Origin of the sequence: Bathymodiolus azoricus thioautotrophic gill symbiont (genome assembly GCF_001298715.1) — a bacterium.
In the GTDB taxonomy this organism is placed as follows: domain Bacteria; phylum Pseudomonadota; class Gammaproteobacteria; order PS1; family Pseudothioglobaceae; genus Thiodubiliella.
Genome location: NZ_CDSC02000502.1, coordinates 1 through 5,853, shown reverse-complemented (window position 1 = coordinate 5,853; position 5,853 = coordinate 1). Strand labels below are relative to the sequence as shown.

Sequence of the window (5,853 nt, the reverse complement as noted above, 5' to 3'; positions counted from 1 at the left end):
AGACTGTGGGCAGAACCATCAATCGCTTGAGTGAATATGGCGCAACTTTTGCTACCATTCATGGTAATCAAGCATTAATGGAAAAAGCAGTGGAGAATAAAGGCGATCTTAAAATATTGGCAGTTACCGTACTTACCAGCCTTGATAGAGGTGATTTAGATGATTTGGGTTTTGATTGTAATGTGCAAGATTTGGTGATTTCTCGCGCCAAACGGGCTTTTGAAGCGGGTTGTGATGGTGTGGTATCCTCAGGTCTTGAAGTTCCATTCTTGCGTGAGTATGTAGACAATAAACTTATTGCAGTAACACCAGGTATTCGTCCTGTGGCAAATGATGATGACCAAAAGCGTGTAGTTGATGTGGCAACTGCATTCAAATCAGGTTCAGATTATATTGTTGTAGGGCGACCTATTAAAAATGTTGACAATCCTTATAAGGCTGCTAGCAACATTCAAGATATTATTAAAACCTGCTTTTAAGACGGTATAATTTTGCTTTTTACAGTCGCGTAGCTCAGTTGGTTAGAGCACTACCTTGACATGGTAGGGGTCGGTGATTCGAATTCACTCGCGACTACCAGTTTGTATACCGCTATATTAATGGATTTAGCGGTATTTTTTTTTAAGTTTTAAAAATTTCAAAAAAATGTTGGTTGAATAATAGACCAAGAAGGAGTCTGAACGATCAAACACCAAAAATGGTGTTTGAATCAGGTATTATTATCCAACAAAAAGTTGCACTTAGAATTTGAACTTAGGCCCTTATTATGAACAAAAAAAATCAATTTATTTATGTTTTTTTAACGCTATTGTTTGTGCTATCTCCAGTCCATGCATTAACACTTAATTTGAAAGACACCGATATTCGCACACTGATTAATACGGTCTCTCAAGCAACGGATAAAAATTTTATTATTGACCCTAGAGTTAGAGGAAAAGTCAATGTAGTGAGCAATCAAGATATTAACGATGAAAAACTTTACCAGTTTTTTGCATCTATTTTGCAAGTGCATGGCTATGTGATTATTCCAGGGGATGATTTTGATAAGATATTACCAAAAAATGCCACCAAAAACACACCGCCCAACCATCTTGCAGATGATTTAATCATTAGTGTGGTTCTTGCGGTTAAAAATGTAGCAGCAAGGGAGTTGGTTGCTATCTTGCGCCCTTTGGCTTCTCCACATGGATATCTGGTTGCTTACCAACCATCTAATAGCATTATTATGACAGATAGTACTGCTAGTATTAAGCGTATCAAGGATATGGTCAGCCTCTTAGATCTGAAAGTTGACGATGATTATGAAATTATCTCACTTAAAAATTCAAGTGCAACAGAACTAGCAGGTGTATTAACTTCATTGCTGATTAAAAATAGAAAAAATCCTAAGTTGACGATTAGCACAAATGCACAAAGCAACCAAATTATCATTGGTGGTGATAAATCTAAACGATTGAAAGCAAGGTTTTTAATTAGCGAGCTGGATAAGCAAGGAGAGTCTGGCTCTACTTCAGTCATTTATTTAAAGCACGCTGATGCCAAAGGTATTCTGCCTATTTTGCAAGGTGTTGCAAAACAAATAGCTAGCACAGCCCAGAAAAACAAATCAGCGTCAACGACTAACATTCAAGCAGATGAGGCAACCAACGCTATTGTTATAACTGCACCAGCAGCAATCACTTTAAGCGTTAAAAAAGTTATTAATAAACTCGATGTTGAGCGTGCACAGGTGTTAATTGAAGCTGTGATTGCTGAAATTACTTCCTCAGATGCCAGTGAATTAGGTATTCAGTGGTTAGGTGCTGGTGGTGACGGTATTGGATTGATTGATTTTAATGGGCAAATACCAGCTTTATTAGGAAATAGATCTGACCCGAGCAAATTTGCAAGTTCACTAAAATCTGGTGCCAGTTATCTTGTTGGCAACCATAGTAAAGACGCAAGTGGCAAAATCACCAATGCATTAGGTTTGGTTATTAATGCGCTAAACAGTATGGGCAATGCCGATATTTTGTCCACACCTTCCATTGTTACTTTAGACAATGAAGATGCTGAAATTGTTGTGGGTAATGAAGTGCCTTTTATTACCAATACACAGCTGAGTAGTAGTAATTCCAATCCATTCCAAAATTTTGAGCGTAAAAATGTTGGACTTACTTTAAAGGTTAGACCTCAAATTAATGAAGGTAACGGGGTTAAGTTAAAAATAGAGCAAGAAGTTTCTAATGTGTTGCCGTCTTCTAGTGCTGTAGATGTGATTACCTCAAAAAGGAAAATCAAAACAACGGTAATGGTGGAGAATAATAAAATATTAGTTTTGGGCGGTATGATTGACAATGTTGTGCATGAGACGCAAATGAAAGTACCTTTGCTGGGTGATGTTCCTATTTTAGGGCACTTGTTTCGTTATGACACCGAAAAAACTGAGAAGCGACATTTGTTGATTTTTATTAGACCTACTATTCTTACCAAAGATAATATAGATGACATTAGTCGACAAAAATATAGTTATATTCAAGCAAGGAGAATACTAGAAAATATGGGGGAAGATCATTTTGATGACCTTTTTCCAGATTACAGTGCCGCTGGTAAAAAGAAAACCAATGCAGAGATAAAGTCTACTCAAAAAGACAATAAAAGCAACCAAAAGGTCGGCATTAATTTAGAAGATAATAAAAGCAACCAAGAGGTTGATATTGATTTAGAAGATAATTGGTATGAATATGAGTGATGTTTCATTGCCTTATTTGTTTAGCAAAAAATTTAAATTATTATTAGAAGACGGCGCATTAAGTTACGCTGTATTGCCTGATGCTTCTGCTTTATTAGAAATTAGACGCAAATATGGTGCATTTCAATTAGAACAAATCCCGAAAGAATCTTTAATGCAGAAAATACAAACGCATTATGAAAGTGGCGCGCTGAACAATTTACAAGATTTTAGTCATGATATAGAACAAGATAAAACCTTAGATGATATTGCAATGGAGTTATTTGAGCCAATAGAGTTGTTGGATTCTGATGACCAAGCACCGATTATTAGTCTTATTAATGCTTTATGCGCACAAGCTATTTTACAGGGGGCATCTGATATTCATATTGAACCCTACGAATCCCGTATTCGTATTCGTTTTCGCTTAGATGGGCTATTAAAAGAGGTGCTAGAGCCACAACAAAAGATTGCCCCTTTATTGGTGTCGCGTATTAAAGTAATGGCCAACCTTGATATTTCTGAAAGGCGTTTGCCACAAGATGGTAGGATTTCACTGCAATTAGGCGGTCGTGCGGTTGATATACGCGTATCTATCATCCCATCTGGCAAGGGAGAAAAAGTTGTGATGCGCTTGCTAGATAAGCAACTTGGGCGATTGCAACTTAAACAGCTTGGAATAGATGATGCAATCTATCAAAAAATTTACGACTTAATTCAAAAGCCTAGTGGCATTATCTTGGTTGTTGGCCCGACTGGATCTGGTAAGACCACTACGCTTTATGCGGCGCTTAGTGTTTTGAACAACCAATCAAGAAATATTACCACCATTGAGGATCCCATTGAATACTATATTGATGGCATCAATCAGACTCAAATTAATGATAGTATCCACATGACTTTTGCTAAAGGGTTAAGGGCTATTTTACGACAAGATCCAGATATTGTGATGGTGGGTGAGATTCGTGATAAAGAAACTGCTCAGATTGCAGTACAGGCTAGCTTAACAGGTCATTTGGTTTTTTCTACGCTGCATACGAATAGCGCTAAAGACGCCATAATTCGACTTAAAGATATGGGCGTAGATCCGTTTTTATTAGCCTCTAGTCTCTCAGGCGTGTTAGCACAAAGGTTGATTAGAGTCTTATGTTCTGAGTGCAAACAAGCGCATACAACAAATGAAAAAGAACAAGAAAAATTAGGCCTAGGTAAGCCCAGTGTTATTTATAGCGCCTCATCTTGCGAGCATTGTCATCATAGTGGTTTTTCAGGTAGGAGTGGTTTGTATGAATTATTAGTTGTTGACACTGAGCTTAGAGCAATGATTTACAGTGGTGCTGATGAAAATCAAATAAACGATCACCTTCAAGGGAAAATGTTAACCTTAAAAGACCAAGTTATAGAACTAGTAATACAAGGGCAATGTAGCCTAGATGAAGCGATTAGAGTTGTTTCCCTGTAAAATTTATGCCTGTTTTTGAATATCAAGCTATCAACCAAAAACAAAAGCAAGTTAGTGGGCTTATTGAGAGCGACCATATTAAAAGCGCACGCACCCAGCTTAAAGAACAGCGTTTAACTATTTTAAATATTAAACCTAGCAAACAACCATTAAAAAAAGCAAAACTTCTATTTCAAAAGCACTTAAGTATGGCTGATATTGCTATGTTAACGCGTCAATTAGGTTCACTCATTCAAGCTTCTATTCCTGTTGAACAAGCGCTCAATACAATTTTGCAAAATCACCATAAAAAACATCTTGTAAAAATCATCAAACACACCCACTCACAGATTTTGCAAGGGCAGAGTTTGGCAAAATCATTGGGTTCAAATTATGAGCAATTTCCAGATTACTATATTGCAACTGTTGAACTGGGCGAGGCAAGTGCAAATTTAGGCGGTGTGTTAGAGGCGTTAGCAATAGATATTGAGAAACAACAGCATTTCAGGGCAAAAGTCTCTGCTGCTATGATTTATCCAGTTGTTGTTTCTATTGTTGCAATGTCTGTGGTTTATTTGCTTTTGATTTTTGTCGTGCCAGAAATTGCAGCAGTTTTTCAGGATTCTGGTCAACAATTACCAGAGATTACTGTTTTTGTCATTCAGCTCAATGAATTTTTAACCAAGCACTCTTTTACAATCTTAATTACTTTATTGGTATTAATATTTGGCAGTCGATTCTTACTTAAAAAGCAAAGTATTAAAGTAAAAGTACAAAGCATATTGGTCAAAATGCCTGTGATTGGAAAAATATTAATCACAACCAATGCCATACGCTTTGCACGCACTTTTGCATTATTGTATGAAAGTGGCGCACCTGTGATTACCGCACTTACTAATTCAGCAATGGCGCTTAATTTCTTGCCAATGCGCCAAGCCATTTTAAAAGCCAGAGAAAAAGTGCGTGAAGGATCATCGTTGTTTTTAGCGTTTAAACAATATCAAGCCTTACCACCAATAACACTTTATATGCTTGCCAGTGGCGAGAGTAGTGGACAGTTAGCAAAAATGCTAAATAAAGCTGCACAAAATCAAGAAAGTGAAATTGACCACTACACCACAAAACTGGTTAATGCTTTTGAACCGATAATGATAGCAATTATGGGTTGCATTGTACTCTTTATTGTTGCGGCAATGCTTTTGCCAATTTTTGAGCTTAATCAAATTCCCCTATAGAGCGCAATCTTTACGCATAGCGTTTACTGTCAAGTTAGTGTTGTTTTTTTATTCTAGATTTAACTTGTTTTTCTAATTTGTTGCAAATCAAATAATTATAAGTTATACTTAAGCGTTACGCTACACAAATTTTATGTTTCACACACAACATTAAATGTCAGGTTTCACCACGTTGTTCCCTATCTCCAAAAATCACACTCATCACACTCATCACACTCCAAAACATATCAGGTTCTCTGATAAACAAATCAGGCTTTAAATTATACCAATACTCTAAAGCCTCATAAGGTGTCCTTACCTTAATCTCTTTCCTAAGCCCGCCATGCCCACGATTAAAATTATAAAAAATCAAAAATTGATTCAAATCTCGCTTCATCCCATCAATATTTTGATAGGTTGTCGCCTTAACCGTTGCATTCTTATACCATTTTCAAAAATAAACTAAACTAATTCTATCCATTCTCTAC

5 protein-coding genes and 1 tRNA gene are annotated in these 5,853 nt (G+C 36.6%); 5 read left to right on the top strand and 1 reads right to left on the bottom strand.

What is annotated here, in order from left to right:
• The 5 genes from BAZSYMA_RS09435 to BAZSYMA_RS09415 form a co-directional block, all read left to right on the top strand.
• Positions 1–479, top strand: a 479-nt coding sequence (locus BAZSYMA_RS09435; RefSeq protein ID WP_090718492.1) for an orotidine 5'-phosphate decarboxylase / HUMPS family protein, incomplete at its 5' end; no start/stop codon positions are given.
• A gap of 23 nt (positions 480–502) precedes the next feature.
• Positions 503–579: transfer RNA gene (locus BAZSYMA_RS09430), tRNA-Val, on the top strand.
• Between the two features lie 187 nt (positions 580–766).
• A complete protein-coding gene (gene gspD / locus BAZSYMA_RS09425; protein ID WP_090718483.1) occupies positions 767–2,731 on the top strand; it encodes a type II secretion system secretin GspD in 1,965 nt (654 codons plus the stop codon).
• Positions 2,724–4,172, top strand: coding sequence for a GspE/PulE family protein (locus BAZSYMA_RS09420; protein WP_090718487.1), 1,449 nt, complete (start codon positions 2,724–2,726; stop codon positions 4,170–4,172). Before gspD ends, BAZSYMA_RS09420 begins: the two co-directional genes overlap by 8 nt.
• A gap of 5 nt (positions 4,173–4,177) precedes the next feature.
• A complete protein-coding gene (locus BAZSYMA_RS09415) occupies positions 4,178–5,386 on the top strand; it encodes a type II secretion system F family protein (RefSeq protein ID WP_090718479.1) in 1,209 nt (402 codons plus the stop codon).
• Between the two features lie 157 nt (positions 5,387–5,543).
• Here BAZSYMA_RS09415 and BAZSYMA_RS09410 read toward each other — a convergent pair whose 3' ends face one another.
• A complete protein-coding gene (locus BAZSYMA_RS09410) occupies positions 5,544–5,762 on the bottom strand; it encodes a hypothetical protein (RefSeq protein WP_090718474.1) in 219 nt (72 codons plus the stop codon).
• Between the last annotated feature and the right edge of the window lie 91 nt (positions 5,763–5,853).